Here is a 3,506-nt window from a genome sequence, read left to right on the forward strand (position 1 = left end):
AGATTGTTCGACTGATTCAGCCCAGTGAAATGGAAAAAATGACTCAACTGGCTAAAAAAGGTGCCGTTGTTTATCGCCCGATAATACTCGGCGTGTGTTCCAGCCGCGAGCCGTGCCCCTACGGCGGCATTGATAGCATTGCCCACTGTGGAGGCGGTGATATCGCAGGAGAACCAAGGCCGTGCTCTGACGTACTTTATGATCGTGATCGACTTGATGTGGTGAATGAGCTTGAACGCGTCTTGGATGATCGTATGGCTACCGCCCCAGTTGGAAGCCCCTTGAGAGATTCCTTGAATGCTCAGAAACGAAGCGCGGAGAATTATCGCAATGTCATTAATCAAGACTCCATTAGCTGATCCCATCCAGCGCGTCAGCGCTGGAGATCTATACCGCGCAGCATTTGAGCGCCTGAAAAATGATGAACCTCAGCGCCTGCCAAAGGGCACGCCGATTAGTCAGAACAATGTCGCTAAGGAGGCTGGGAGCGATCCATCAGCGTTAAAAAAATCTCGCTTTCCCACGCTCATCTCTGAAATTCAGAAGTATGTCGACGACCATATCGATAATCGACCGGAATCCGCGCATCAGGTAAGAGTGTCCGCTCGTAAAAAGAATCGCAGCCTCCGGGAAAGAATGGACGCGATTGTGCAGCAACGCGATCACCTTGCCAGCCTACTGACTGAAGCTGACGCCACCATCCTTGAGTTACTTGATCGCGTTGCCGAATTGGAGCGGGCACTTCCGAGCACGAACGTTGTGCCACTTGCGCAGCGGAAGAAAAATCAACAGTGAGCACTCAGTTGCTGCGCTTCGATGCCGAACTGGTCGCCCCGTACAGGAGTGAAGGGATCGTTACTCTGCATCGATTTGACTGTGTTCATCATTTTTTGAAGAGATATCCAGGCGACTTTTAGGACAGTTCCTACATCAATCATTTTTCATCCTTGGTAGATTCTTGAGGAATCTACGTTTGCACTGGCTAGGACTGGCTCGGGTATTGCGTTTTTCTAACTTCAGCTTAAGGACAAGCGTATGTTCGCGCCGGCCAATGCTGCACACTTCACGTTACTGATCCCCTCTGTTCGCAACGACTTCAAGGTACTGGCCTTTAAGGGCACGGAAGCCATCAGCAGCTTGTATGCGATCCAGGTTGAACTCGTCAGTGAGTCCCCAGATTTCGATCTGGAGAGCCTACTCAGTCAGCCGGCCTTTCTCCAGTTTGGCCTGAATGGGGAAGGTATTCATGGGCGTATCGAAGATGTGTTCGTCGGTGAGGCCGGCAAACGTCTGACTCGGTACCACCTGACCTTGGTGCCTGCTCTGCACTATTTGCAGTTCAGCCATAACCAACGGATTTTTCAGCGTCTGACGGTGCCGCAAATTATCGCCAAGGTACTCAATGGACATGGCATCCTGGCCGATGCGTATACTTTCCATGTCAGCACCAGCCCTGAACGCGAATACTGCACTCAGTACGGTGAGTCCGACTACGAGTACGTCCAAAGACTGTGCAGCGAGGACGGGATTTCCTGGCACCACCAACACAGCGAGGGTGGCCACCAGTTGGTGTTCACCGACGATCAGACCTACTTTCCCAAACTGGGCGAAACACCGTATCAGCAAGGTTCTGGCCTGGCGGCGGATCATCCGGTCGTCAGCCAGTTCTCCATGCGTTTTAGCACCCGCACCAACACGGCGACGCGTCGGGGCTATGATTTAAAACGGCCCAGTTCGTTGCTGGAAAGCCAATTCACTGCCGAGTTCACTCCGGCTCTCGAAGACTACCGCTACCCGGTGCTGATCGAAAATGAAAAGCTCGGCAAACAGCGTGCCCGGCAAGCCTTGGAGCGGCACCGTAGCGACTACCAGTTGGCTGAAGGTAAAAGCGACCAGCCCCTCCTGCGCAGTGGCCACTTCTTCGACCTGACCGAACACCCGCGTCAGCAGTGCAACGCGTTGTGGCTGCTGCTCAGTGTGACGCACGAGGGCAAGCAGCCCCAGGCTCTTGAAGAGTCGGTCACCAGCGACGCTAAACCTGAAGATGGCTTCACCCAGGGTTACCGCAATAGCTTCAGTGCGATTCCCTGGGACGTGTTCTATCGTCCGCCGCTGGTCACACGCAAAAGGGTGTTGGTCAGCCAGACAGCCCGTGTCACCGGTCCAGCCGGGGAAGAAATCTTTTGCGATGAATACGGGCGGGTTAAGGTCGAGTTTCATTGGGACCGCGCCGAACTGGGCAGTGACAAGAGCAGTTGCTGGTTACGAGTGTCATCCAGCTGGGCGGGAGACAGTTTCGGTGCGGTGACCATCCCGCGCATCGGCATGGAAGTGGTGGTGACCTACCTGGAAGGTAATCCCGACAACCCGTTAATTACGGGGTGCGTGCCTAACAAGGTAATGCCGGTGGCGTACGCGCTGCCCGCGAACAAAACCAAAACGGTTCTGCGCAGCCACAGCTCACCCGCCAGTGGCGGCTACAACGAACTGTCGATTGAAGACCGCGCAGGGCAGGAAAAAATTTACCTGCGTGCTCAGCGCGATATCGAACAGGTGATCCTCAACGACAGTGACACCAAGATCGGTAACGACCGCAGCGAGCAAATTACTCACGACAGTCACAGCCTAATCAGTAATGACCGCTTTGAGCAGGTGGACAACAACAGTTCCAGCTTGATCAAGGGTGACGAACTGCACACCACCCAAGGTCTGCGTAACACTGTGATCGGTGGTAACGAACTGATCAGCATCACCGGCAATAGCAGCACTACGGCAGACGGTACGCTGGTGATTCAGGCTGGGGCACACGCCCACGTCACTGCGGCCAATGTAGTGGTAGATGCCGGCATGAGCCTAACGCTCAGCGCAGGAGGTCACCACATCGTTATCACCCCTGGGGGGATTTTCAGCAGCGTGCCCATCGTCCAGGGTGGTGCACCTATGGCGGGGGTTCCTGCACAGCAGGCCCTTTCGGTCATACCGGAGGTCGCCGAGGTGTTGGTTGCTCCGTCACTGGCCACGCAAACGTCTGCGTTGATTCAGGCCGCACGTCATGCCGCACCGGTCTGTGCGGTGTGTCAAAAACTAGCGGAGTTGAATGCATGAATCAGGCTTATTTACTGCTGGATGGTGCTCAGATCGACAACCTGTCCGAGCGCCTGCTGTATCAGGGGGAAAACACTAAGTTTCAGTCGCTGTATCAGCACACTGCCTACAACAAGCTGGCGGATATCGGCCCGATACTGGTGCCGGTTTCCCCCAGCAGCCCGTTGGCCCACATCTTTGCACTGGAGTGGAGTGCAACGGCGGGTATCTGGCTGGAGTCAGAGGCCGGTGAAGACGTTGTATTTCAGCACCTGCGCAGCCTGATTCACGCCCGCGTCGAGGGCGATGCCACGGTCCTTTTTCGTTACTACGACCCCCGTATCACGCGTTTGTGGCTGACTGGTCTGGAGCCCCAGGCGCGTGATCGATTGATGGGGCCAATCCGACTTATTTTGCTGCCG

The 3,506-nt window shown here is 55.2% G+C and carries 3 protein-coding genes and 1 pseudogene; all 4 read left to right on the top strand.

Annotated elements, in window-relative coordinates:
• A pseudogene (locus AACY52_RS28190) lies at positions 1 to 359 on the top strand (hypothetical protein); the annotation flags it as partial.
• Complete coding sequence (locus tag AACY52_RS28195) at positions 331 to 795, top strand: hypothetical protein (RefSeq protein WP_339561056.1); 465 nt, start codon at positions 331 to 333, stop codon at positions 793 to 795. The pseudogene AACY52_RS28190 and the gene AACY52_RS28195, both read left to right, overlap by 29 nt.
• A 240-nt stretch (positions 796 to 1,035) precedes the next feature.
• Positions 1,036 to 3,105: a type VI secretion system tip protein TssI/VgrG gene (gene tssI / locus AACY52_RS28200; protein WP_339561057.1), complete on the top strand. Its 2,070-nt coding sequence runs from the start codon at positions 1,036 to 1,038 to the stop codon at positions 3,103 to 3,105.
• On the top strand, positions 3,102 to 3,506 hold a 405-nt coding region (locus AACY52_RS28205), incomplete at its 3' end, for a DUF4123 domain-containing protein (RefSeq protein ID WP_339561058.1). The genes tssI and AACY52_RS28205, both read left to right, overlap by 4 nt.

Origin of the sequence: Pseudomonas sp. EA_65y_Pfl1_P113 (genome assembly GCF_963970525.1) — a bacterium.
Lineage (GTDB): Bacteria > Pseudomonadota > Gammaproteobacteria > Pseudomonadales > Pseudomonadaceae > Aquipseudomonas > Aquipseudomonas tritici.

Bases quoted from the DNA above. Each gene is read 5' to 3' on its own strand.
- AACY52_RS28195 (WP_339561056.1), top strand. From the start codon at position 331: ATGTCATTAATCAAGACTCCATTAGCTGATCCCATCCAGCGCGTCAGC.
- tssI (WP_339561057.1), top strand. From the start codon at position 1,036: ATGTTCGCGCCGGCCAATGCTGCACACTTCACGTTACTGATCCCCTCT.